The 24,095-nt window shown below is 57.6% G+C and carries 21 protein-coding genes; 9 read left to right on the top strand and 12 right to left on the bottom strand.

Features of this window, described 5'->3' with window-relative positions:
* The first annotated feature begins 5 nt into the window (after positions 1-5).
* Both PbB2_RS15750 and PbB2_RS15745 read left to right on the top strand, forming a co-directional pair.
* On the top strand, positions 6-1,637 hold the full coding sequence (locus PbB2_RS15750; RefSeq protein WP_238165066.1) for a family 43 glycosylhydrolase: 1,632 nt from the start codon (positions 6-8) through the stop codon (positions 1,635-1,637).
* Positions 1,638-1,749: 112 nt separating this feature from the next.
* A complete protein-coding gene (locus PbB2_RS15745) occupies positions 1,750-2,253 on the top strand; it encodes a UxaA family hydrolase (RefSeq protein WP_108986339.1) in 504 nt (167 codons plus the stop codon).
* 205 nt (positions 2,254-2,458) lie between these two features.
* On the opposite strand, the gene thpR is transcribed toward PbB2_RS15745, so the two are convergent.
* From thpR to PbB2_RS15730, 3 genes are read right to left on the bottom strand one after another with little or no spacing between them, the layout of a single operon-like run.
* Positions 2,459-3,001 carry an RNA 2',3'-cyclic phosphodiesterase gene (gene thpR, locus PbB2_RS15740; protein WP_108986338.1) on the bottom strand — a complete coding sequence of 181 codons (543 nt, stop codon included), beginning with the start codon at positions 2,999-3,001 and terminating at the stop codon, positions 2,459-2,461.
* Between the two features lie 17 nt (positions 3,002-3,018).
* Entirely contained in the window at positions 3,019-4,059 is a 1,041-nt protein-coding gene (locus tag PbB2_RS15735; RefSeq protein WP_108986337.1) for an aldo/keto reductase, read from the bottom strand.
* Between the two features lie 41 nt (positions 4,060-4,100).
* Complete coding sequence (locus PbB2_RS15730; protein WP_238165065.1) at positions 4,101-4,787, bottom strand: arylesterase; 687 nt, start codon at positions 4,785-4,787, stop codon at positions 4,101-4,103.
* Positions 4,788-4,847: 60 nt separating this feature from the next.
* On the opposite strand from PbB2_RS15730, the gene PbB2_RS15725 reads away from it, so the two are divergent.
* Both PbB2_RS15725 and PbB2_RS15720 read left to right on the top strand, forming a co-directional pair.
* Positions 4,848-5,534, top strand: coding sequence for an ABC transporter ATP-binding protein (locus tag PbB2_RS15725; protein ID WP_108986336.1), 687 nt, complete (start codon positions 4,848-4,850; stop codon positions 5,532-5,534).
* Positions 5,531-8,065, top strand: coding sequence for an ABC transporter permease (locus PbB2_RS15720; RefSeq protein ID WP_108986335.1), 2,535 nt, complete (start codon positions 5,531-5,533; stop codon positions 8,063-8,065). The genes PbB2_RS15725 and PbB2_RS15720 overlap by 4 nt, the downstream gene beginning before the upstream one ends.
* 72 nt (positions 8,066-8,137) lie before the next feature.
* Here the strand turns inward: PbB2_RS15720 and PbB2_RS15715 are convergent, their stop codons facing one another.
* The 8 genes from PbB2_RS15715 to rsfS all read right to left on the bottom strand — a co-directional run bounded on the left by PbB2_RS15715 (position 8,138) and on the right by rsfS (position 14,735).
* The gene (locus PbB2_RS15715) at positions 8,138-8,581 is read right to left on the bottom strand and encodes a GNAT family N-acetyltransferase (protein WP_108986334.1); all 444 of its coding nucleotides are present in this window, start codon (positions 8,579-8,581) and stop codon (positions 8,138-8,140) included.
* Between the two features lie 459 nt (positions 8,582-9,040).
* Positions 9,041-9,526 (bottom strand): hypothetical protein, encoded by a 486-nt coding sequence (locus PbB2_RS15710; RefSeq protein ID WP_108986333.1) that lies wholly within the window; start codon positions 9,524-9,526, stop codon positions 9,041-9,043.
* Positions 9,523-9,903 carry a hypothetical protein gene (locus tag PbB2_RS15705; protein WP_108986332.1) on the bottom strand — a complete coding sequence of 127 codons (381 nt, stop codon included), beginning with the start codon at positions 9,901-9,903 and terminating at the stop codon, positions 9,523-9,525. The genes PbB2_RS15710 and PbB2_RS15705 overlap by 4 nt, the downstream gene beginning before the upstream one ends.
* Positions 9,904-10,374: 471 nt before the next feature.
* Entirely contained in the window at positions 10,375-11,088 is a 714-nt protein-coding gene (locus PbB2_RS15700; RefSeq protein WP_192576396.1) for a M48 family metallopeptidase, read from the bottom strand.
* Between the two features lie 10 nt (positions 11,089-11,098).
* Positions 11,099-12,538, bottom strand: coding sequence for a S41 family peptidase (locus PbB2_RS15695; RefSeq protein WP_108986347.1), 1,440 nt, complete (start codon positions 12,536-12,538; stop codon positions 11,099-11,101).
* Between the two features lie 154 nt (positions 12,539-12,692).
* Positions 12,693-13,853: a murein hydrolase activator EnvC family protein gene (locus PbB2_RS15690; protein ID WP_192576395.1), complete on the bottom strand. Its 1,161-nt coding sequence runs from the start codon at positions 13,851-13,853 to the stop codon at positions 12,693-12,695.
* A 52-nt stretch (positions 13,854-13,905) separates the two neighbouring features.
* Positions 13,906-14,382, bottom strand: coding sequence for a 23S rRNA (pseudouridine(1915)-N(3))-methyltransferase RlmH (locus PbB2_RS15685; protein ID WP_108986329.1), 477 nt, complete (start codon positions 14,380-14,382; stop codon positions 13,906-13,908).
* The gene (rsfS, locus tag PbB2_RS15680; RefSeq protein WP_108986328.1) at positions 14,379-14,735 is read right to left on the bottom strand and encodes a ribosome silencing factor; all 357 of its coding nucleotides are present in this window, start codon (positions 14,733-14,735) and stop codon (positions 14,379-14,381) included. The genes PbB2_RS15685 and rsfS overlap by 4 nt, the downstream gene beginning before the upstream one ends.
* A gap of 253 nt (positions 14,736-14,988) precedes the next feature.
* On the opposite strand from rsfS, the gene PbB2_RS15675 reads away from it, so the two are divergent.
* Positions 14,989-16,815, top strand: coding sequence for an HAD-IIIC family phosphatase (locus PbB2_RS15675; protein ID WP_108986327.1), 1,827 nt, complete (start codon positions 14,989-14,991; stop codon positions 16,813-16,815).
* A gap of 3 nt (positions 16,816-16,818) precedes the next feature.
* On the top strand, positions 16,819-17,565 hold the full coding sequence (locus PbB2_RS15670) for a polysaccharide deacetylase family protein (RefSeq protein ID WP_108986326.1): 747 nt from the start codon (positions 16,819-16,821) through the stop codon (positions 17,563-17,565).
* A 2-nt stretch (positions 17,566-17,567) separates the two neighbouring features.
* Here PbB2_RS15670 and pgi read toward each other — a convergent pair whose 3' ends face one another.
* The gene (gene pgi, locus PbB2_RS15665) at positions 17,568-19,172 is read right to left on the bottom strand and encodes a glucose-6-phosphate isomerase (RefSeq protein ID WP_108986325.1); all 1,605 of its coding nucleotides are present in this window, start codon (positions 19,170-19,172) and stop codon (positions 17,568-17,570) included.
* Between the two features lie 89 nt (positions 19,173-19,261).
* On the opposite strand from pgi, the gene PbB2_RS15660 reads away from it, so the two are divergent.
* The 3 genes from PbB2_RS15660 (at position 19,262) to PbB2_RS15650 (ending at position 23,952) form a co-directional block, all read left to right on the top strand.
* Positions 19,262-20,743: an SLC13 family permease gene (locus PbB2_RS15660; RefSeq protein ID WP_108986324.1), complete on the top strand. Its 1,482-nt coding sequence runs from the start codon at positions 19,262-19,264 to the stop codon at positions 20,741-20,743.
* A gap of 72 nt (positions 20,744-20,815) precedes the next feature.
* Positions 20,816-22,342 (top strand): helicase HerA-like domain-containing protein, encoded by a 1,527-nt coding sequence (locus tag PbB2_RS15655; protein WP_108986323.1) that lies wholly within the window; start codon positions 20,816-20,818, stop codon positions 22,340-22,342.
* A 170-nt stretch (positions 22,343-22,512) separates the two neighbouring features.
* Positions 22,513-23,952 (top strand): aldehyde dehydrogenase family protein, encoded by a 1,440-nt coding sequence (locus PbB2_RS15650; protein WP_108986346.1) that lies wholly within the window; start codon positions 22,513-22,515, stop codon positions 23,950-23,952.
* Positions 23,953-24,095 lie beyond the last annotated feature (143 nt).

Genomic DNA, 24,095 nt, shown 5'->3' with positions numbered 1-24,095 from the left:
GTCTCGTGGACCGTCGCGATCTGATTGGGGGAAGCCTGAGCCTCGTGGCGGCGACTTCATTTCCCCCTTCAGACAGCGGGGCAAAGTCGCGCCAAGAGGGTTTACTGTCCGCTCATGGTGCTGCATGGCAACACTTGCGATGGGCGCGTGGGTTAGAAGGTGAGCGGCGGGCCGATCTCGGCAATGGCCAATTCCTTAATCCCGTGTTTTCCGGTGACCACCCCGACCCCGCCCTCATCCGGGTCGGGGAGGTGTTTTATCTCACGTTTTCAAGCTTCGAGGCCTATCCTGGCCTGTTGATCTGGCAATCCCGCGATCTGATCAATTGGACCCCGGTCACCGCCGCCCTTCGAACCTATATTGGCTCGGTCTGGGCCCCGGCACTGGCCCATCATGACGGGCGTTTCTATCTCTATATTCCTGCCCGGACAGCCGATTATCGCTCTATCTATGTCATTCATGCCGATCGGATTGAAGGGCCTTGGAGCGAGCCTATAGACCTGCGCCTGCCAGCCCATATCGACCCCGATCATGTGGTGGATGAAGATGGTCAGCGCTGGCTATTCTTAAGCGGTGGGGACCGTGTGGCGCTAAGCCCTGACGGTCTTTCGACCCGGGCAGGGGTGGAGCATATTTATGACCCTTGGCGCTATCCTGAATCATGGACCGTGGAGAGCTTTTCGCCTGAAGGCCCCAAAATCACCCGGCGCGGCGAATATTGGTATATGATCACCGCCGTCGGCGGTACGGCGGGTCCACCCACCGGCCATATGGTGATTGTTGCGCGCGCCAAGACATTGGCTGGACCGTGGCAAGATTGCCCGCATAATCCGATTGTGCGGACGTGGTCGGCTGCAGAGAAATGGTGGTCCCGCGGCCATGCAACCCTGATTGAAGCACCTGACGGGCGTTGGTGGATGGCCTATCATGGCTATGAAAATGGCTTTTGGACCTTAGGGCGGCAGATGCTTCTTGACCCCGTGCGCTGGACCGCTGATGGTTGGCCCGCAGCCATCGGCGGGGATCTTTCCCGCCCTCTGCGCAAACCAGTCAGGCTTGGCGTGGCCCAGCACGGTTTGGGACGTTCTGACCGCTTTGCCGACATCGCCCTTGGCACGCGCTGGACCTTTTATGAACCCAGCCGCGATGAAGCCAACCGACTTGCCCTGCGCCCCGACGGATTGTCGATGACTGCCAAGGGGAACAGCCCCGCAGACGCATCGCCTTTGTGTGTTACGGCAGGCGACTTGGCTTATATGATTGAGTGCGCCATCACGCGGGAAAATGGGGCCGAAGCGGGCCTGCTGCTATTTTATTCCAAGCGGCTCTATGTTGGGGTGGGATTTGACGACCAAGGCCTGATCCTACATCGCTACGGTCGGCAACGCCGGATGCGCCGTGCAACCAAGCCAAGCGAACGCCTCTATTTGCGCATTCGAAACGATCGCCACATCGTGACAATCTATCTGAGCGCCGATGGTCAAACTTGGGAGAAGTTTCCAGTACAAATGGAAGTGTCTGGCTATCATCACAACACTGATGGTGACTTCTTGAGCCTGAGGCCGGCTCTTTACACCTGCAAAGCAGGATCGGCGACTTTTCATCGCTTTAGCTATCGCGGACTAGAAACAGGCTGATGGTCCATTCTTGCTTCATCCTTGGTCACCCAGCGTCGTCTGATCAGGCTGTTTCCTCAAGGCCTGCGGCCCAGGCTTGAAATTCGACCCGGGCGCTCACCAATGCCCTTTTATGCTTGTTGCAGCCCGAGGCTGTGGCATGGCAGGCTATGCCCGCCATGCCAATTTCCATTCAGTTGTATTGATCGGGTTGGGCTATAAGGTGACACAGAGCGACCGGGTCCGCGACCAAATGGGCCTATCCCCGTCTATAAATCTGCATCGTTTCACCATCCAAGATGTGGGTGAGACCAGCCGGGCCATAGAGCATGGCGCTGCTCTGGTCGCCGAGCTCCTGCGCGAAGCCGATACCGCCCGCCGCCAGCCTGCCCCTTTAAATGCGTTAAAGCTGGGCTTGCCATGCGGTGGTTCAGACGGTTGGTCAGGGGTGACAGCCAATCCGGCCCTGGGTGTGGCCAGCGATCTTCTGGTGGCCCATGGTGGCACGGCGATTTTGTCGGAAACACCTGAAATCTATGGAGCCGAAGCGCTCTTGCTCGCCCGCGCCCAATCTCCCGAGATTGCCGATAAGCTGAACGCCCGCTTGGCCTGGTGGCAGATCAGGGCGTTTCTTTAGAGCAAGGCCTCGTAAAATGGCGAGGGTCCTGCGGGTCAACGCATGACGTCAAGAGAGAATTGAGCGGCGGACTGCCTCAAACAATCAAGCCGCCGTTTTCAGGTGGGTCATGGTTGCGGGTCACCAACCCTCCTCGTTCAGAAACCCACAGTCAAAATTTAGACGCACAGCTTGGTGCTTTGGATCTAAAGCAACCAAACATGCTTCAGGCCCGCAACGGATATTCGGCCTCGATCGAATAATGGTTCTGGCCCCGCCGGTTTTGATGACTGGCATAAAGATAGAAACGATCCGCCAGCCACGGGCCTGCCTTGAACAGATTATGGCGTGCCTGATAGGCCATCACTTCGGCAAGTGATGCTGCTGGCTTTAAGTAGCACGTGGTCACATGGGGTGTGTAGGCGCGTGTGTCGGGCAACAGCCCGATATCCCGGCATGCCCGCTCACATGCCTTGTGCAAGTGAATGAGGGGCGCACTTTCAGCCACACCCATCCAGGCCGCATGAGGCCGTTCATGGCCGAAAAAGCCTGCCCCTTTCAAGCTGACCTCAAACGGCGCGACGCGAATATCGCCCAATGCCAAATCAAGGTCTGAGGCCACAGTCTCATCAACCTCACCGACAAAGCGCAAAGTGATGTGCAGATTGTCGCGCTGGCTCCACGAAGCATGCTCCAGCCCGCCCTGGGTGGTCTGCACCACGTGAGCGATATGATCAGGCAGCGGTAAAGCCACAAATAGGCGCAACATCGGCGTGGCCTGCCTGATCAGGGGCAAGGGTTGGGAATGGTCGCATGCAGGGTCTCAACAGCAGCTTCCAGTTCTGGCGTCCAGGCCACATCAAAGGCATCTATGGCATGGGCCAATTGTTCCATACTGGTCGCACCGATAATGACGGAAGTCATGAATTCCCGTGTTGCACAGAATTTAAGTGCCAATTGCGCCGGGGTTAGACCATGGGCAGCTGCCAGCTCGACATAATTTTTCAAGGCAGTTTCGGCCCCAGGCCCTTGATAACGCTGACCACGCTCAAACAAGGTCGACCGGGCTCCAGGCGGGCGGGCACCGCCCAGATATTTGCCCGTCAAATAACCTTGGGCCAGAGGTGAATAGGCCAGCAAACTGACCTGCTCGCGCATGGCAACCTCTGCCAGCCCGATCTCAAAAGTTCGATTGACCAAATTATATGCATTCTGGATTGAGGCGATACGCGGCAGCCCATTGCGTTCGGCCTCTTCAACATAGCGCATGACGCCCCATGCGGTCTCGTTCGACACCCCGATATGGCGGATCACACCCTTTTCAACCCAAGGAGCCAAGGCCGCCAACACGTCCTCGAATGCTGTGTAATCATCCTTGTAATCGCGATAGCTCCAGCCACCAAACATATTCACCCGCCGATCGGGCCAATGGATCTGATACAGATCGAGATAGTCGGTTTGCAGCCGCGAGAGGCTCTTGGTAATGGCCTCATCAATATTGGCTTTATTGACGCGCGAGCCTTCCCCTGAATCACGGAACCAATTCATGGGTGACCGGCCTGCCACTTTGGAGGCGAGGAAAATCTTGTCGCGATTGCCTCGCGCTTTCATCCATGTGCCAATGATCCGCTCTGTTGAGCCGGTGGTTTCAGGGCGCGGCGGGATGGAATAAAGCTCCGCGGTGTCGAAGAAATTGAGGCCGCGCTCAAAGGCATAATCCATCTGGGCGTGGCCCTCAGCCTCGGTATTCTGTTCACCCCACGTCATGGTGCCAAGGCAGATCAGCGGAACAGACAGGCCGGTGCGGCCCAGAGGTTTCATGATCATCGACAATTTCCTTTTGTAGCGGCTCGCTCTGGGGCGTGGGTTTAGGGGCGCTTGGGTTTAAGACCAAATGACTTTGCCACAAATGGCGCCAGTCGGGCAGCAATCCGGTCGGCCCCAACTGCATTGGGATGAATGCCATCGGCCTGATTGAGCGTGGGATTGAGCGCAACGCCTTCGAGCACAAACGGATCGAGCGCGACGCCATGTTTGCGGGCAAGGCCTGGATAAATCGCATCGAAGCGGGCCCGATAATCAGGCCCCCAATTGCTGGGTGCCCGCATACCCAAAAGGGCAATCTTGATCCCACGGGCTTTTGCACGGGCAATCATGGTATCGATATTTTTGCGCGCATCTTCCGGGCTGCGGCCTTGCAGCATGTCATTGGCCCCGATGGCCAACAACAGCCCATCTGTGCCACGCGGAACCGCGAAGTCAAAACGCGCCAAGGCCCCCGCACTCGTGTCGCCCGATAAGCCGGCATTGGCGATGCGAACATCATAGCCCGCTGCTTTAAGGCGGGCTTCAAGGCGCGCGGGAAAGGCCTCGCTGCGCTTGACGCCAAGCCCAGCCGTCAATGAATCACCGAAGGCAACAATGGTGAAAGGTCGCGGCGCTGGCGGGGTTGCCCTTTGCGCTTGGGCCTGCGCCGTGGCAGCACCCAAACCGACCGTTGCCACCCCCATCAAGAGGGTGCGGCGGGATGGCGATTGGGGATTCTTTTGCAGCATGACGTTTATTTAAGACTTCCAGCCCATTGCGACAGCCCCATTCCAGATTATGTGCAGTCCATGACCCAATCAGAAATCCTCCTCTCGCTCGACAATGTGACGCTTTCCTTGCCCGGTGCAGATGGACCGGTTCATATCCTCAAGGGGATTGATGGCCAGATCAGGGCGGGCGAGATTGTTGCAATCACGGGTCGGTCTGGATCGGGAAAATCTAGCCTGCTGGCTGTGGCTTCGGGTCTGGAGCCGGCCAGTGGTGGGTCAGTCAAATTGCTCGGAACAGAATTGGTTGGCCTCAACGAGGACCAATTGGCAGCGGTGCGTCGCGGCCGCGTCGGCATTGTATTCCAAGCCTTCCATCTTCTGCCCAATATGACGGCGCTGGAAAATGTCGCCACCGCGCTTGAGACTGCCGACATCGCCACCGGACAGACTGCACGCAAAGCCGCTGCTTCAGCCTTGGAAAAAGTCGGGCTTGGTCATCGCCTGAAACATTATCCCAGTCAGCTGTCCGGGGGTGAGCAACAACGTGTGGCCGTTGCTCGTGCGACTGTCATTCAGCCGAAGTTGATTTTTGCGGACGAGCCGACCGGCAATCTTGACCAGTCGGCCGGCCAATCGGTGCGCGATCTTCTGTTTGAGGTGGCACGCAGTCAGGGGGCAGCCCTTGTTTTGGTGACCCATGAGGCCAGTTTAGCAGAAGCCTGCGACCGTATCGTGCGGCTGGAAGACGGCAAGGTGGCGACATGACGCGCTGGACTTATGCCCTCTCCGTTGCCGTCGCTGAACTCAAAAGCGGCATTAAGGGCTTTGGTCTGTTTATGGTGTGCTTGGCGATTGGCGTAGCTGCCATTGCAGCAGCAGGCAGTATGGCACAAGCCTTTCGCGCCGGGCTGGATGCCGAGCAGCGTCGAATTCTGGGGGGCGATCTGGTCCTCAGTCTGCGCCAGCGCACCCCAAGCCCTGAGCAAATCGCCTTTTTCTCGGCCCGTGGCACGATGTCTCTGGCAATTGAGAGCAATACAATGGGCAGCGCCGGAGACATCCGCCGTCTGGTCCAGGTGCGCGCCGTTGATGGCCTGCACCCGCTCGAAGGTCAGGTGACTTTGGCTCCGGCAGGTAAGCTGCAAGATCTCCTTTCTCAAAAGGACGGTGTTTGGGGGGCGGTAGCTGAACAAGCCCTGCTCGACACGTTCAAGCTGAAGGTGGGCGATACACTGGCTCTGCCATATGGTGGGGTACAAATCCGCGCAGTTCTGGTGAAGGAACCCGATGCTTTGGGGCGCGGCTTTGCCTTTTCTCCGCGCCTGATGGTGTCAACCAAGGCGCTACAGCCGCTCAATCTTGCCCAACCGGGCTCGCTTTATTCGTCAGCATTACGGATCAAGTTGACCAATCCAGCAGACGCATCGGCCACAAAGATAGCCTTTGACAAAGCCTTTGCGCTTGATGCGCGCGCCTTGCGAGACAAGGCACGCTCTGCAGAAGGTTTTGGCCGCGCGCTGGATCGGGTTGAGCTCTTTTTGTCCTGTGTTGGATTTGCTGCCCTGTTAGCAGGGGGCTTAGGTGTTGCCGGTGCCGTGCGCGGCCATTTGCAGACCCGGCGCAGTTCCATCGCCATCTTGAAAGCCATGGGTGCATCGGGCGGCGATGTTCGTCTCGCCTATGGCATCCAAATTCTTTGTTTGGCACTTCTGGGCGCAGGACTTGGCGTTGCGATCGGCGGGGCTGCCCCATTTTTGACCGCCTGGGCATATGGCGACGCCTTGCCAGTCCCGATCGAACTCGCCCTGTTCCCAAGGCCGTTGGCTGCGGCCGTCGGCATTGGCCTTTTGTGCGCCTTTGCCTTTGCAGCCCAACCACTCGGTGCTGCCCGCGCAACCCCGCCATCCCATCTCCTGCGCGGTGGTGGTGGTGACCACGCCAGCCCCCTGCCCGAGCGTGTGGCCGCAGTCATTGGTCTGGTGGCACTGGCTGGTCTGTTTGCTGCCACAAGCCCCAATCCAATGATGGCATTGATGCTGGCTGGGGGAGCTGGAGTGGGTTGGCTCGCTTTTTATGGCTTGGGCAAATTGGCCCAGATCATTGCCCACCGGCTACCGCGCCCTGGCGGTGCGTTGGGCCTTGGCCTCGCGGCTTTGGGAGGGCCGGGTTCTTTGGCCCCGGCTGCTGCCCCGGCTTTAGGCCTCGGACTGGCACTTTTGGTCGCGCTCGGCCAGATCCAGTCCAATCTGGTGGCTCAGGTACGCGATACCGCACCCGCCAAAGCCCCCACAGTGGCCTATACTGAAATTCCCGATGCCGACGCGGCCCGCTTTGATGCTGTTATAAAAGCCGTGGTCCCCAGCTTGAAGCCCGAGGATTACATCCGCACCCCCGTGATGACGATCCGCATCATCAGCCTAAATGGACAGGAGCTTGACCCCGCCAAGGTGAAGCCTTCCGAGCGCTGGTTGGTAGAACAAGAAATCGGCTCGACCTGGCAAGCCAAACCCCCGGCTGGGGCCGAGATTGTGGCGGGAAGCTGGTGGCCGCAAGACTGGAATGATCCGTTTGAAGCTCGTGTCAGCCTTGAAGTTGAGGCCGCCGAGGGGATCGGGGCCAAAGTGGGCGACACATTGGGCATTTTGGTGTCAGGCCGGGAAATCGAGGCCAAGATCGACAATTTCCGCAAGATTGAATGGGGCGGATTTGGCCCCAATCTGGCTGTGGTGTTTGCCCCGGGTGCCTTTGAGGGGGCCCAGTTCCGCCATTTTGCTATTGCCCGCCTCTCACCCGACGAAGAGACCCGCATGACGACTGCGCTGGCGAAGGACTTTCCCGCAGTTGGCATTATCCGGGTACGCGATGCCTTGGCCGCCACGGGCGATTTGTTCGATAGCCTGGCTATGGCAGTCCAAGCCATCGCAGCTGTTGCACTTGCAGCCGGTGCAGCCGCCGTGGCCGGGGCCTTGGCCGCCGGCAGTCGGCGCAGATTGTATGAAGCAGCCATTCTCAAAAGCCTGGGCGCAAGCCGGGCCCGGATTGTAGTAGCCCTAGCCCTTGAGCAGGCGTGCGCGGGATTGATTGCCGCGCTGATCGGCGCGGGCTTGGGCCTTGGTGCAGCCTATTGGATTGTTACTGCGATGCTGGAGGCCGATTGGGTGTTGAATATCAACCTATTGGTGTCGATTGTCGCCGGAGCCGTGACTGCCTTTGGTCTAATCGGGGTGGTCATCGGCTTTGCCGCACTGGGTCGGCCCCCGTACCGGGTTCTGGCCTCTGCGTCAGAGTTTGGGTGAAGCGACTTTACCCGACCTTGATTGACATGCAAAAAAGCCGCCCATTGAGCGGCTTCTACGGCAAACTGGGATTTACAGACAACGGTTTAGCGGCCTTGTCATCGCGCCCGCTAAACCGGATCCAAATTGCTTCAGTCCAGAGCGCTCATAGAAGTCGGCTGCTTGTCGGTTCTCTTCAGCCATCCGTAGTGTAAACCCGTTGGGCATCATTGTTTTCGCGTGCGCCATTAACGCGGCTCCTACGCCTGACCCCTGGGCCTCTGGAAGCACAAAAATCTGATCCAAAACGTTCGCGCTGAGTTTGAGCGCCAACATGCCTATGATCTGGCCGACGCGCTCCGCCAAAAACAACTCCCAACCAGCATCCAACTCCGCGTTTATGCGTGATCGCATACTGTCCTGCGTAGGAAGCTGCGCCGCTATGGCATCGATCGAAGAAGTGCTCGCATGCCAAACGTAGGCGATCTGGTCGAGATCGCTTTTTGTCGCCGCTCGGATCGTTAGGCTTGCGTCCATGGCTAAACCATAGAGCAACGAGGTGCAGGAGCAACATATTCAGCCCACCAGTTGCGACCTTTCTAGCGACGTCAATGCGCTGCGACCAATGTCGGCTTTCTGGAAAGCCCGGTTTCCCCTTCACCGGCAACCTCTGGCGCATTTCTGAGCGGCGGCAGTTCGGCAAAAGTTGGCCGAAAGGGGACGTTCAATTCCGAATAGGTGTACCAATCATACGGCAAAATTTTCAAAGTAAGCTGAGGGGCCACTTTGCTTACACGTATATCTTGGGGTGGTGCCTGACGCCAGGCGATCTTGCGTGAGCCATAGGCTCACGACACACAATTAGCTAGCTCATGTTTCTTTGTTCTATGCGCTCCAGCAACAATCCAGTGCCTGCACTCGCACCGATCTGATATAGTAGGCGTTTCCAGATACCCGCGAAATATCACCCTTTTCACAGAGAGCGTTGCTGCATCGCTAGCGAGTATCGGTGACTGTGTCCTTCACAACTTCAAAGCGCAAATTACAAAACCAATCAGATTCCCCAGCGGGTTTGAAGTCACCAGGTAGCACCCTAATTTTAATGCACTTTATTTTCCGAACATCAAAATCTGTTTCCTGGCGGCCAGTTGTAACGTTGATTTCGCCATTTGGGTCGTATTCAAAATATATGCGATTTGAAAGACCGAATGGAGCTGATGGGCTGTTCACAGAACCGACAACGTATTCGGAACAAGGGTAAATACTTTGCTCTTCAACGCATGTCTTCAGGCGTACTTGATTTGGTCCCCAAGCAATCCGCTTTGCATCGACAGCATCCACTGCAACATAACCCATTGTTTGGCCCCTTGGGCCCGCAAGCATAGCTGCGTCTTGAATCTCAATATGAGTATCGCGCGTGGTACATCCAGAGACCGGGAACACAGCAAGAGAAATAATCCCAATTCTGGTGGCCACTGTCATTTTCGAACTCCTTCAATCAATCCTTTCGCGCCGATGGCAAACATCATTTTATCAAAGTCTGCATGATCTGCATTTCGTGCGGAGACAGTGCGTGTCGCCTTCTCTTGGATCACTTGTGGTGTCTTCCTCCAGAAGGCGGCCGGCACATCGCCAGGGCCGATCCCTGGTTTGTCAGCCGTAACGTTCACCCAAGTCGTTGCAATGCCTCTAAGGTGCTCCGCATATGGAGCTAAGGCCAATTTTGGAATGTAATGAGGATTGAAGGCAAAGCGTTGCTTAAATTCGATCCACGGGCAGGGATAGGGCGATGTTCCAATCACCCTTTGGTCTGCGTTAAATGCGATGGCGGGAGGAAGTCCTATCTGCTCTTCGAACATGTCTAGCTTCAGCCTCTCAACAACCAGCCAAAGCTCCTTTGGAAATTCGACTTGATCGAGTCAGCCTCTTTATCTCTCATGAACGTCCGCTTTCAAGCAACCACCAACCCACCCCAAACGGCAACCCTTGGCGCAAAGCAGACCATAGGACAAGATTCACAATTAATATTTCCGGACAGAAGGGGTGAAAGGTTGGCCCTGAGGCGGCGGTTGCGATCAGGGAACATGTCTTGCAGTTGGCTGTCTGCTTTTCTGTCCCGGCTGACCGTCGCCGTGGCGATAACTGACCGCCTTTCGTGGCAAACAGCGCGGTGTTTGGTGGCTTGTAACAAGTGGCATCGGGAATTTTGAATTATCTAATCAAGGCATTACGAAGACACACTTATTTCTATCTATCCGCTAGATTCATTCATTACAATAATAGATAATCCCTATGGGAGATTTGCTTAAGGCGCTGGGTGGGTGCGCAAGTCAACTCTGTCCCAGCGCTTGTAGGCTGGCAGCCTCCGCTTTGAGCCAAGCGCGTGCGGGCTTCCAATCGGGCATCAAGCGGCTGACATGAGCCCAAAAGGCCGGGGAGTGATTGAGTTCGCACAAATGGGCGAGCTCATGAGCAACCACATATTCGAACACCTTCGGCGGGGCGCCGATCAAGCGCCAGGAGAGCCGAATATCGCCTTGAGATGTGCACGACCCCCACCGCGTACGCATATCGCCCAAACGGATTGAGGTCGGTCGGCGGCCCAGCTTCACGGCGAGACGGTCTGCATAATCGAGCGCGTCGGACTGGGCAAAGCCTTTCAGTGCGGCAAGCGTGCGGGCAGCAAAACGTGCGGAGCTGGAGGCGATTACCAGAACCGGATCACAGCCATCTTGAAAGCTGGCAGCACCGCGCCCCTCAATGCGGACGAGCCTTGTTGGTCTGCCGCGAAATAGGATGAGGCGGCCTTCTAAAAAAGTGGCAGGTGGCGGTAATGCGTCCAACCGGGCATCAATCCAACCCAGATTATCCTGGACGAAAGCCATGGCTTGACGTTGTGACAGTCGGACCGGTCCACTCACCTTAAGGCAGCGCGAAATGGGATCCATACGCAAGCTGAGGCGCTTAGCACCGCGACGGGGCGTGATATGAACCTCAAGGGAACGCCCGGAAGGCAAAGCCAGCCGGGTCGAATGTTCCGCCATGTTTCCAGCCTCAGTTCGGCGAGATCGGAGCCCCGGAAACCGGCGCGCCCACACCCTTTGCAGGTTTGGCCTCAGCCCGACGCGTGGCCGGCGCAGGCGCACGTTTCGGCAGGCCCGCAGCCAGCAATTCATATGCGCGCTTCAACTGATAATCCTCCGATTCTTTCCAACCAACCGGAGGCATTTCTGCGGGCATATGGGGCGGCTTGCGTTTGACCCCGCTTTCATTATCCAGCGCGTGTGGCAGATCTTCCTCACCCCGGAACAGCGCTTTGCGCTCATTGAGCTGTTCTTCGGTTATTCTAACGGCGCTAATCTCAATATCGGGTTCAATCCCAGCACCTTGGATCGAGCGTCCTGCTGGTGTGTAATATTTCGACGTGGTCAAGCGCAGGGCACCATCAGAACCGTTGCGCAAGGGAATAATGTTTTGAACCGAGCCTTTACCGAATGAACCCATGCCAACAATCGTGGCCCGTCCGCGGTCCTGCAGTGCCCCGGCCACAATCTCAGAGGCCGATGCCGTTCCTTCATTGATCAGCACCACCATTGGCACACCTTCCAGTCGCTGACCCGGTGTCGCGAGGCGACTGTCGACATCATCGGGCCGACGTCCACGGGTTTGCACCAGCACACCCCGATCAATGAACACGTCCGCCACTTCGGTAGCCTGGTCCAGCAACCCACCACCATTATTGCGCAGATCGAGCACAATGCCTTTCAAGCGCCCACCCAGCTTGCGCTGAATATCATCAATTGCCTTGTTCAAGCCCTCGCTTGTGCGTTCATTGACGAAGGTCGAAATACGAATATAGCCGTAATCACCCTCGATCTTGCTGGTCACGGGCTTCAGGACAATGATTTCGCGTTTGAGCTTTGCCACGAAAGGTTCTTGGCCTTCCCGTGCAATTGTAACGTCGACCGACGTCCCTTCTGGCCCGCGCATCTTCTTGACAGCTTCATCAAGCGGCAAACCCAAAATGGAAACGCCATCTACCGCGATCAGCTTGTCACCGCTTTTGATCCCGGCTCTGGCCGCGGGGCCTTCGTCCATCGGCGAAATCACCTTGACTGCCCCATCCTCTGAGGTCACCTCAATGCCAAGACCGCCATATTCGCCCTTGGTTGCCGATTGCAGATCCTTAAAGTCATCGGAAGTCATCAGGCTGGAATGTGGGTCAAGAGACTGCAACATCCCATCGATCGCCGCGGCAATCAATTTGTCGTCCTTCACGGGCACGACATAATCGCTTTTGACACTGGCCAGCACATCGGCAAACAATTCCAGCTGGCGTAAGGTGTCGCTGCTATTGGCCGCGCTTCTGGCTGCTTCTGACTTGCCACCGGCAGACCAAGCCACGGCCGTCGCACCCAAGGCTGCCCCTAAACCCAGCGTTCCGGCCAGGACAGGCGCGATCCACCAGCGCTGTGTCTTTTGGGAATTGGTCATCGGGGTTGTCTCCAGGTTCAGCATTAGTCGTTGGCCCATGCGCGGCCAGATGATCTTCAAGCTATATAGTCAAATGAAACTGGTTAAGCACCACCTACCGCAGTTCATTGCGCGGAATTAATCTGCATATTCGACGATATGACCCGTTCCGGCCTTAGATACCGTCTGGTTGCCGCAGCCACAGGCTTGGATTTTGCGGCGTACTTTGCTTGCGGATCTCCATATAGAGATCTGGATCTAGGCGGACGTCGTCCGTCATTTCCCCAATGGGCTCTCCGGCGAGGACTTCTTGGCCAGCTTCGGCGAAGGTTGTGGCCATCCCTGCCAAAACAATATGATAGCCATTGCCGACGTTGAGAATCATCACCCTTCCATAGGAACGAAACGGACCGGCAAACTCAATTTCACCATCATAAGGGGCAACCACTTGGGCTGATCTGCGCGTGCGGATGGTGATGCCTTCGCTGCGACCACCGCTCTCAAGATTGGCACCAAATCGGGTGACAATCTGCCCATAAGCTGGATAGCTGACATTGCCCAAAGCACGGTCAAAACCTTGCGCGAAGTCGGACCCATCTGGTTCTTGTAACCCAGACAAGCCAGGGATTGATCCACCCAGACGCAGCACCAATTCCTTGAGATCGTTTGAGCGGCGAAGAATCTCTGAAATGCGGGCCCGCTCTGACTCAGCATCCCGCATGATGCGGGCTTGGAGCATGCGTCGCTCTTGTATAAGGCCACCGATCGTCTGACGTGCCACAATCAGGCGCGTATTAGCCTCCCGATAACGTGTGTTCTGCATCAGGATCGATTCCCGGACTTGCTTTAGTCGGGCAATGTCATTGGCAGCTTGGCGCGCGCGATCATCGAGCAGAGGCGCGATTTCGCCCATCAAGATAGCCACCCGGGCTGCCTCAGCTGCATTTTCAGGCCGTACTGCCAAAGCGGGCGGCCGGTCCCGCTCCATCGCGATAAGCGCAATAACAACATCTTCCAATGCATCACGATTGCTTTCCAGCTTAGCATTGAGGCGACGCTCTTGTGCCCGCAAATCGATCAGGCGGGTCTCGGAGCTTTCCACTTCGCGCTCAAGCCGATCACGATCTTCAGCCGCCGCGACCAGTTTTTTTCGAAGGGTTTCAGCGTCATTGGCCAGTCTATTGGCATCTTCAACCAAAGCGCCGACACGCTCCTCACGACGCTGGCGCTCGGCGTCCAGCCGCTTCAATTCCTGTTCCGCCGAGCTCTGGCCATAGACAGGCATGGCTGCGCCGAGGGAAAGGCCAATCAGAAGAAGTGCCCGAAGTTTGCGCATAGGGATGAAATAGCCAGATTTGCACGCAGGGTCATCCCCCCGCATCAGGCCGTCAAACCCGATGGTAGGGTGTGCCCGATAAAATGGCGATTGCGCGATAAATTTGTTCAGCAGCCATGGCCCGCACCAGCTTGTGTGGCCAAGTCCAAGACCCAAAGGCCAAGCTCTGATGAGCTGCACGTTTCAACGCTTCCCCGTGACCATCTGGTCCACCAATCACGAGGACGACTTGCCGAGTGCCTTGATCACGCAGGGCCGCCAGCCGATTAGCAAATCTGACAGATCCTGGCGTGTCGCCGCGTTCATCCAAGGCAATGATAAAACTCCCCGGCTCTATGGCAGCCAAGAGCGCAGCAGCCTCCTTGTCACGGTCGGGTTCGCGCAGTCGCGGATCGACCTCCATCAAGCGCACGGACTTAAATCCCAGGGGCTTACCCATGGCATCAGCCCGCCCCATCCAATCAAGGGTGAGAATATGTTCAGGTTCTTGGGACTTAAGCCGCCCGATGGCAGCCAGAGTCAGGTTCAAGCCGCACCTGCGGCATGGCGGGTTTCCCCGGTCCAAATCCGCTCAATCGCATAGAAGGCCCGCACTTCTGGCCGAAAAATATGCGCCACGATATCACCGGCATCAATCAAAACCCAATCCGCATTGGGCAAGCCTTCAACCCGCGCCTTGCCAACGCCAGCATCTTTCAACTTGCGCACAATATGATCAGCTATCGCGGCGACATGGCGCTGGGATCGCCCGGAGGCGACGATGATGGCATCAGCGATGGAGCTTTTTCCAGTCAGATCAATGCACAAAACATCTTCGGCCTGATCATCATCCAACGATGTGAGGATGATGTTCTTAAGATCAACGGGGAGATTATCAGTCATTTCGGACGACAGGGGATGAGCCTTTCTGCAACGAGAAAGTCACTCTAGCATGGATGCAGGAAAATTGCATGTCCTGTTGCAGGCCCAGTCAAACTGGCCCGAAAAATGCTTTCTTAAGGCCATTCTGCTAAAGCTTAGTTGGTTCATATTGGACGAGGTTTGGCGTCTCGATTTTGATCATTTGTCTGTTGATTAAGGCTGATTATCTTCAGGAAGCCCAACGGACACGAGCGCCACGGCATAGGGTGTAGAGATGAAGGAAACCGTTGCCCTCGATGTCGCGCGCGCGCCGCTGGTGCTGCCCGAGCGGCTGGCTGGGGAACGGGCCAAAACAGCTAAATTAGTGGCCCAGCGCAGCTTAATTGTTTGGGGTGAGCATTGCTCTGAGTGCGCGGCACCGGCCTGTTATACGGCCTGCAATTTCTACACCCCGCGGCCGGACGGACATTGTCGGCGCTTTGTACATGGAATTGAGACCGTTGAGCACGGGGGTCCAACGGACATACCTCTGACGCGCATTCGCTTTCGCCGGTGGGGCAAGCTTGAGGGGCGCGGTCCGGTGCGTGCACTTGGTCTGGCCGAAGCCGCACGTCTGGAGCAGGCCGTTCGCCCAGCATTGGGTCTGGGCCTCGCGGTGCTGGCGCGCAAGCTGGCGCGCGATCAGACAAATCACCATCGTGCCTTGGCGCAAGGCAAGGCTGAAGGCTTTGACAGCTTCATGGTTGAGGGGGCCGCGCTTTCGGGCGACGATTTGGCGTTCACTTTGACGATCATGCCCACCGACAAGCAGAATCCGGCTCTGTTTCAAACCCGCTTCAGTCTGACACGCGACTGGTCACGGACGACAATTCCGCTGGCCGACATCACGCGCCACCTTGACCTATCATTTGACCATTTGATCCAGATCGAACCAGTAGGTGAGGCAGAAGGTGTCGAAGCTTTGTTCGGCTTGTGCGACTTTGTCAGCCTTGCCAAAGCCGATAATCGGCCAGCGAACCAAACGGCAGCCCCCATCATGCCGGCCACAAAAGCCAAAGTGGTGGTGTGGGACCTCGATCACACGATCTGGGATGGCATATTGGTTGAGGATGGGGCGGAAGGCCTGCGGGTGCGACCGGGCATACGTGAGGTGATCGAGGCACTCGATGCGCGCGGAATCCTGCAGTCGGTTGCGAGCAAGAACGATCACGCGCCTGCCATGGCAGCGCTGCGCCACCATGGTTTGTCTGACTATTTGCTGGTACCCCAAATTGGCTGGGGCCCCAAAAGTGCCAGCCTGACGCGGATTGCAGATGCCCTCAATCTGGGGCTCGACAGTTTTGTCTTCATTGATGACCAGCCGTTTGAGCGCGGTGAGGTTGGCGAAACGCACCCGAGCGTCACTGTATTCAACGAGGTCGACGCCCTCAGCCTTTTGGACAGGCCGCAATTTGACGTACCAATCACGGCCGAAAGCCGTGGTCGACGGGCCCTCTATGCGGTTGAGGCTGCGCGCGCCCAAGCCGCAGAGGCCGCGGACGGGAATATGGACGACTTCTTGCGGAATTGCGCGCTTGTCTTAGATCTCGCCCCTTTGGGATCAGATGACATTGAACGTGTGTATGAATTGTCCCAACGAACCAACCAGCTCAATGTGGCAGCCACCCGCTTCACACGCGAGGAAGTTGCCGCTTTGGCAACGCCTAAAAACGGGGTTGAAGCATGGACGATGCGCTGCCGCGACCGCTTCGGCGATTACGGTCTTATCGGATTTGCCCACATCAAACCCGATGTGGGTCAAATGCTCGACTTTTTCATGAGCTGCCGTGTGCAGCGTAAACGTGTTGAAGCTGCCTTCTTAGGATGGTTGGCCGAGCACTGTGCTGGTGCGGAGGTGCTCACCATCCAGTATCGAAAAACGGCGCGCAATGATGCTGCACTTGCGATGTTTGAGGCTTTGGGATTCACACTGCGGACGACTGGAGAAGGGGAAGGTGACTTGCGTCTCACTCTACCGACCGATGTGGCCGGGGCCGACATTGTGAAAGTGCAAATCACCCAAGCGACGCAGGCTGCGCTTGCCGCACAGGAGATGGTCTAAGACATGGCCCAAGGACTTGTGGCGCGCGCCGGGGCGGCATTGGCCCGAGCCATCCCCCTCAACCCCATCCAATCAAAACTAACTCAAGCCATAGCCTCGATCAGTTTTGATGACATTCCTCTTTCGGCAGCCCGCGTTGGCGCACCCATCCTGAACCAAGCTGGCATGAGCGGCACGTTCTATGTCTGCGGCGGACATACGGGCAAGAGTTTCGAGGACCGCCCCCAGCATGAGCGATCAGACCTCATTGCCCTGCACGAGGCCGGCCATGAAATTGCCTGCCACAGCTTTGCTCATCCGTTCGTGACCCGCCTCAACACTGCAGCCCGCGATCGAGACCGCTTGGCCAATGCGGACTTTATCGCACAGACATTGGGGGATGTTCGGCTATCCAGCTTTGCCTATCCATATGGCGCGGTCAGCTTGTCAGCAAAGGCCTATTATGCCCGCCATTTCTTCACATGCCGTGGCGTCTATCGCGGCCTGAACAGAGGACGGGTGGATTTTGGCGACCTGCGCGCCATCGGGATCGAGCGCCGCCAGCATGATATGGGCCAGGTACGCGCGTTGATTGCCGAGGCTGTTGCCACACAGGCCTGGATCATTTTCTTCACCCATGATGTCGGGCCGGACCCATCGGCTTATGGGTGTCGGCCGCAAGATCTCGAAGATGTCATCGCTGCCCTTCACGATGCCAAGGTGGAGACCCTGCCCGTCAAGGCAGCAGCAGCCAAACTGATGTTTGGTTGAGATCAGCTGCGCAAGCTGCGGATGGCTTCGATCAAGGCGACACTGGCCCGATCGCGATGAGAACTCGGCCCCTTCTGCAGATCCGCGTCAATTTCGCTGGCAATCACTTTGCCCAATTCCACGCCCCATTGGTCGAAGGAATTGACGCCCCACAGCTTGCCCTCAACAAAGGTGCGATGCTCGCAAAAGGCCAGATAGGCACCGAAATTCTCCGGGCTCAATCGGTCCATCAAGACAAAGCTCGATGGTCGGTTGCCGCTGAACACCCGATGCGGCGCAATGGCAGCAATGGAGGCATCATCAGCACCGGCGGCCCGCATCGTGGCCTCGACGTCTGCGCGCGTTTTGCCATGGGTCAAGGCTTCGGCCTGAGCGAGCGCATTGGCCAAGGTCATGCGGGTGCGAGCAGGCGCATCCTCGTTGTCGGTGGCAATGGCAATGAACTCGACCGGGGTCACATCGGGGCTCTGATGGAGATGCTGGAAGAAGGCATGCTGGGCATTGGTGCCTTCTGCCCCCCACACAACCGGACCGGACGTTGAAACGCGCTGACCGGCCAAATTGACCGACTTGCCGTTGGATTCCATCTCAAGCTGTTGCAGGAATTGCGGCAGAAGACGCAGACGCTTGGCATAAGGAATGACAGCCCGGCTCTTGAAATCAAGGCACGTGCGATTCCACCAGCCGATCAGGCCTGCAATCACCACCGGATTTTGGGCCAGAGGCAAGGTTTCAAACAGATGGTCCATCGCCGCAGCACCGGCGTGCATGCGGGCAATCACATCTGGCCCCAACGCAATCTTGCACGAGAGCCCAACAGCCGACCACAGAGAGAAACGGCCACCGACCCATTCCTTGAAGTCAAACACCCGATCTGGCCGGAAACCTGCAGCCTTGGTCCGTTCTGGTGCGGCACTAATCGCAACAAGATGGGCGCTGTCATCTGGCCCAATCGCGGCCTGTAGCCACGCCCGTGCTGCCTTGAGATTTTCCAGCGTCTCCAGCGTCGTGAAGGTTTTCGACACGCACAGGATCAAGGTCTCACGCGGATCAAGCCCGGCGAGTGCTGCGGCCAATTCACCTGGCTCAATATTGGCGGCAAAGCGCAATATGATGTCGCTGCCAGCACTTGGGGCCAAAGCCTCATGAACCAGTCGTGGTCCAAGGTCAGAACCACCAATGCCGATGTGAACAATCGCTTTAAAAGGCCTGCCGTCGGTTGCACAAATGCTGCCATCACGCACCCCATGGGCAAAAGCGGTCGCAGCAGCCCGCCCCGTCCGCACAGCCGTGCTGATCGCCTCGCCCTTGGCAAAAAAGTCGCGCCCTGGCTGACGCAGAGCCATATGCAGCACCGCGCGGCCCTCGGTCGCATTTATCGGCTTGCCGGAAAAAAGGTCGGCACGCGCTTGTTCAAGTCCAATTTCTTGGGCATGGGTAAGGAGGGCGTCGAAATCAGCTTCAGAGAGCAAGGCGCGCGAGAAGTCAAAATGCAGACCTTGGGCCGTGATTGTCAGGCGTTGATGCCGGACAGGATCGGACACCAAATCAGGGAGGCTGGCAGAAGATGCGGACTGGCCACGGGCGATCAGATCAGAATATGTCATGGCCCACCCTTGCCAAGACACTGAAGGCTTGTCGAGGCCTCCCACCCTTGCGTATCCGCGTATTTGCCATGCCAGACTGAGGACAGAAGATGCCCCAACCTGCTCCAGAGACCCTTTTGGAAGAGGGTCATGCCACCTCAGGCCTTGGCCAGCGGATCGGCTTTTTCCTGGGCCTTGCCATTGCCGGGACGATGGCATGGCTGGGCGCACCGGACGGATTAAACCCCAAAGCCTGGCTGGCCCTTTGTCTATTGGCTTTGATGATCGTCTGGTGGGTGAGTGAAGCCATTCCGGTGGCCGCAACCGCATTATTGCCTCTGTGTATCCTGCCGATGATGGGTGTGCTCAAGCCGGTGGAGGCGGCCGCCCCCTATGCCGACCCGATCATTTTTCTCTTCATCGGCGGCTTCATGATTGCAGCGGCTATTGAGCAATCAGGTCTGCACCGGCGTATCGCCATCCATGTGCTTTTGCTGGTGGGCAGCAGTCCTGCCGCGATTGTGGGCGGCTTCATGTTGGCCACGACCTTGTTGTCAATGTGGATTTCCAACACCGCCACCGCCTTGATGATGACCCCGATTGCGCTGGCCGTCTGCCAAGCTGCAGCCCCAGAGGGGCCGCACCGCCGTTCCTTGATGGCAGCTTGTGTGCTGGGCGTGGCCTATTGTGCCTCAATCGGTGGGGTGGGTACGCCAATTGGCACCCCGACAAATCTGATCGGCGCACGCTGGCTTGAGGCCAATGGCGTGGGATTGAGCTTTCCTCAATGGATGGCGATTGGCGGGGCGATCATTGCGATCATGGTGCCCTTGACCTGGTTTGTCCTGACGCGCATTGCCTATCGCTTACCCAAACATTTGGGCGATGATACCGCCCGCGCGGTGATCGCTGCAGAGGCCCGCGCCCTCGGCCCCATCAGCCGGAAAGAAGGTCGGGTTCTGGTCATCTTTCTGCTGGTCGCACTGGCCTGGATTTTTCGCGAACCTCTCAGTAAGCTGCCGGGCTTGTCAGGCTTGACCGATATGGTGATTGCGGTTCTGGGGGCTGTTGCCCTGTTCATCGTCCCAGCGGGGGACAAGACCAATCCCGGCAAAGGCTTGTTGGATTGGGATGTGGCTGAGCGTATCCCCTGGGGGATCGCCATCCTGTTTGGTGGGGGCTTATCGATTGCTGCGGCGCTCGAACAAACTGGCCTGTCGAGCTATATTGGCGCGCAGCTGACTGGACTGGGGGCGCTGCCGGTTCTTCTTGTGGTTCTGATTTTGGTGGGGGCGACGGTGTTTTTGTCGGAACTGGCCTCCAATGTTGCCACCTTGACGGCGATGCTGCCCGTGCTGACCGCCATGGTCGCAGGCTCTGGCGGAGACCCTCTGATGATTGGGGCGTCCGCCACATTTGCTGCAAGCTTCGGCTTCATGCTGCCCATTGCCACGGCCGCCAATGCCATTGCCTATGCCACAGGTGCGCCCCAGCAAAGGGAGATGTTGCGGGTTGGCTTTTTCCTCAATCTGTGCGGCATCGCCACGATTGCGCTGGCAGTTGGCCTGATCGGGCCGTTGATACGCAATTGAGGCCCTTAACAAGGCCGCACGAGCACCCTAAAGTCGGGGCAACATGCCAGCCAACTTTTTCGGGGAGCCCCCATGCGTGAGTCCATTTTGATCGGTGCCGGGGGCGAACCGCTCGCCCCGATTGAACTCCTGTTGAAGCGGGCCAACCGCCACGGTCTGGTCGCGGGGGCAACGGGGACGGGCAAGACCGTGACGTTGCAAGTTCTCGCCGAAGGATTGTCTCGGGCGGGGGTTCCGGTGTTTGCCGCGGACATCAAGGGTGATTTGTCTGGCATCAGTCAGAATTGGGAGCCCTCGGCCCCGTTCAAGGCGCGTGCGGAACAAATTGGCCTGACTGAATATCAAACCGATGCCACCCCCACTGTCTATTGGGACCTGTATGGGCAAAAGGGCCATCCAGTGCGCACCACCATTTCGGAGATGGGGCCCACATTGCTTGCCCGTTTGATGGAGGTGACTGATGCCCAAGAAGGCGCGCTGGCAGTCGCCTTCAAAATGGCCGATGAGGAAGGGCTTTTGTTGCTCGACCTCAAAGACCTCAAAGCCATTCTGGACTTTATGGCCGAGCATGATGATGTGGTGTCCAAGAAATATGGGCTTGTGACACCCCAATCGATCGCCGCCTTGCAGCGCAAAATCCTGCAACTTGATCAGGCAGGGGCAGGTGGCTTCTTTGGCGAGCCTGCCCTTGATTTGGCCGACTTTATGCGGACCGACCTGTCAGGCCGTGGGATTGTCAATATTCTGGCCGCCGACAAACTGGTGCAAAGCCCGACGCTTTATGCCACCTTCCTGTTGTGGATGCTGTCGGAATTATTCGAACATTTGCCCGAGGTCGGCGACCTCGACAAGCCAAAGCTGGTCTTCTTCTTTGATGAAGCCCATTTGTTGTTCAAAGACGCCCCCAAAGCCCTGTTGTCGACCATTGAGCAAGTGGTCCGCCTGATCCGCTCCAAGGGGGTGGGGGTGTATTTTGTTACCCAGAACCCGCAAGACATTCCCGAAACCGTGCTGGCGCAATTGGGCAATCGCATCCAGCACGCATTGCGCGCCTATACGCCAAGCGAGACCAAGGCCGTGCGCACAGCTGCCGAAAGCTTCCGACCTAATCCGCGTTTCAAGACAGAAGAGATGATCACTTCTTTGGGTGTGGGCGAAGCGCTGGTTTCGACCTTGGACGACAAGGGTGTGCCTACCATGGTAGAGCGCACATTGATCCGCCCGCCGGTCAGCCAAGTTGGCCCGTGTAGCCCCGAGGCCCGCGCCCGCGTGATGGCAGCAAGCCCGATTGGGCCGCGCTATGACCGTGTCGCAGATCGCGACAGCGCCTTTGAGATCCTGGCACGCAAGTCAGCCGAGCTTGAGGCCCAGCAGGCTGAGCTTGAAGCCCGTGAAGCGGCCCCCAGCCCCCGATCCAGCAGCTCCCGCCAGGAAAGTCCTGATGATGGTGGCCTGATGGGGGTGATCTTTGGTACTGGCAGACGTGGCAATCGGCAGAGTTTGGCTGAAACAGCCGTCAAAAGCATGGTGCGTCAGGCCAGCTCGACCATTGGGCGGGAATTGATGCGCGGGCTTTTGGGATCGCTTCGGCGACGCTAGCGACAAAGCCTGATCAGGTAAAAGTCGCTCAGCAGGAGGATTTTCCTGCCCATGTCCCTCGCCATCATCGGTCAGGCTTGATATGACAAAACAAGCTGGTGGCCTGCCTTCCGGGCAGGACCCATAAGATGCGCGCACGTCGCGACCAGATCAGCAAAAGGGAGTCTGCCATGATTGAACGCAAGCAATTTTACATCGATGGAGCCTGGGTTGATCCGGTGACGCCACGCGATCATCACGTCATCAATCCGGCAACTGAAGAGCCAATTGCCGTCATCTCTCTGGGGAGCGAGGCGGATGCCGTTAAGGCCATTTTGGCGGCCCGCGCTGCCTTTCCAGCCTTCTCCGAGACCAGCTTGGACGAGCGAATTGCCTTGATGGAAAAGATCATTGCGCTTTACTCGGCCAAAATGCCCGAAATTGCCCAAGCCATCAGCCAAGAAATGGGCGCTCCGATGTGGCTGGCCAGTGCTGCCCAAGCCCCCTCTGGCTTGAGCCAATTGATGGGCGCACTCAATGCGCTGAAAGAATTCACATGGGAACACTCCCGCGGCAATACCCGCATTCGCTATGAAGCCATTGGCGTGTGCAGCTTGATCACCCCTTGGAACTGGCCGATGAACCAGATTGGCTGCAAAGTGGGGCCGGCCTTGGCTGCTGGCTGCACCATGGTGCTGAAGCCCTCCGAATTGGCCCCGCTTGACGCTATGATCTTGGCAGACATCATCCATGAAGCGGGTGTGCCAAAGGGCGTGTTCAACCTGGTCAATGGTGACGGCCCAGGCGTTGGCAGCGTCTTGTCTACCCACGAGGAAGTCGACTTTGTGTCCTTTACCGGCTCAACCCGCGCCGGGATCGAAATCGCCAAGAGCGCGGCACCCACCGTCAAGCGCATCGCCCAAGAACTCGGCGGCAAGTCGCCCAATATTGTGCTGGAAGATGCCGATCTTCAAAAGGCTGTGTCGTCCGGCGTGATGCAAGTGATGACCAATTCGGGCCAGTCATGCAACGCGCCAACCCGCATGTTCGTGCCCCGCCCGAAATTGGGTGAAGCCGCAGCCATCGCCAAAGCAACGGCTGAATCGGTCGTTGTGGCAGATCCTGCCGGCGACAAGCGTTTTGCCATGGGCCCGCTTGCCAATGGCCGCCAGTTTGAGAAGGTGCAATCCTTGATCGAGATCGGCATGAAAGAGGCAGAGCTTGTCACTGGCGGTCTGGGTCGCCCCGAAGGCTTCAATAAAGGCTATTTCGTGCGCCCCACCGTGTTTGTTAGCCAAACAAACGACACCACGATTGCACGGGAAGAAATCTTCGGCCCTGTCTTGACCATGATCCCCTATGATACCGAAGAAGATGCCATTCGCATGGCTAATGATACGGTCTATGGCCTGTCAGGCTATGTGCAGTCCGAGAATCTGGACCACGCGCGCCAGGTCGCCAAACAAATCCGCGCGGGCATGATCCATATCAATGGGGCAAGTACGGATTCGGTCGCGCCCTTTGGTGGCTACAAACAATCAGGCAATGGCCGCGAATGGGGCGACTTCGGCCTCGAAGAATTCCTCGAAGTCAAAGCCGTCATGGGCTATGGTGCCGTCGCGGCGGAATAGAGCATAGGTCACCGAAGAGCCCCTCTCCCTCCAGGAGAGGGGTTAGGGTGAGGGCTTAGACTCACAGATTTGATTGCGGTTTAGAATCCCTCTTCCCACAAACCTAATAGTGCTTGCGCCGGGCCCCCTCTCCCCCGACCCCT

The sequence above is a fragment of the Candidatus Phycosocius bacilliformis genome (assembly GCF_003112735.1).
GTDB lineage: Bacteria > Pseudomonadota > Alphaproteobacteria > Caulobacterales > Aquidulcibacteraceae > Aquidulcibacter > Aquidulcibacter bacilliformis.
This window is presented reverse-complemented; position numbering and strand designations above follow the sequence as displayed.